Below are 957 nucleotides of genomic sequence, written 5' to 3'. Positions count from 1 at the left end.
GTATAAGAGACCGTGCGAATACCGCCCCCACCTGCTCGAACGCCCTCATCCCATCGGACGAAACGACCCCGGATCCCGGCTGAACGGGTGAAGCGCGCCGCAGTATCTCCGTGGCGCGCGCCCTCGCGCCGTCGGGGCGAACCGGAGGATGCCGTGGACGAGTGGGTGATGCTGGTCCTCGCGATGATCGCGGTGATCGTGGTCGTCGTGTCCGTGATCCTGCTGCGCGGGCGGCGGGTGGGAACGGACGAGGACCCCTCCGAGACGCCCGACGTCATCGAGTACATGACGATGATGATCGGCGTGGTGTACGCCATCGTCCTCGGCCTGGCCATCGCCGGGGTGTGGGAGGCGCGGAACTCCGCGCAGGCGACCGTACAGGCCGAGGCCCAGGCACTGCACGAGGTGTACGAGCGGGTGCAGGCGTTCGCCCCGGTGACCCGCGACCAGGTGCGGGCGGACGTCGACGCGTACGTCAAGTACGTCGTCCACAAGGAGTGGCCGAGGATGCTCGACAACGGGCAGCTCACCGACAAGGGCAAGGAGCTGCTCGACAAGGTGCGGGCGGACATCACGTCGTACGAGCCCCGGGACGACCGGGAGAGCCAGTCGTACCAGCCGCTGCTGGACCAGGCCGGGGCGGCGGACGCGGCACGGAACGCCCGGGCGCTCAACTCCGGGGCCACCATGCCGGGGGTGGTGTGGTTCGGCCTGATCGGCGGGGCACTGGTGGCGGTGGGGCTGATCTACACCCTGCAGATCCGGCGGTCGCCGCGCGAACTGCTGCTCGCCGGGCTGTACAGCGCGCTGATCGCCTTCCTGCTCTTCCTCATCTGGGACTTCAACTCGCCTTTCGGGCATGACGTCGCGGACTCCACGGACGCGTTCACGGATCTGTTCGCCGTCTGAACCGTCGTCCCGCTCACCACCCCACCCCCGCCCGTTCGCCGCCCGAAC

Annotated in this window: 1 protein-coding gene; it reads left to right on the top strand. The window is 69.1% G+C overall.

All coding sequences use genetic code 11. The features are described from left to right. Positions 1 to 153 precede the first annotated feature (153 nt). Positions 154 to 909, top strand: coding sequence for a DUF4239 domain-containing protein (locus ACSNOK_RS33245; protein ID WP_436784507.1), 756 nt, complete (start codon positions 154 to 156; stop codon positions 907 to 909). The last annotated feature ends 48 nt before the right edge of the window (positions 910 to 957 follow it).

The organism is Streptomyces sp. URMC 126 (assembly GCF_051386555.1).
Taxonomy (GTDB): domain Bacteria; phylum Actinomycetota; class Actinomycetes; order Streptomycetales; family Streptomycetaceae; genus Streptomyces.
Note: the sequence above shows the minus strand (reverse complement) of the source record. Positions and strands in the feature narration are given on the sequence as shown.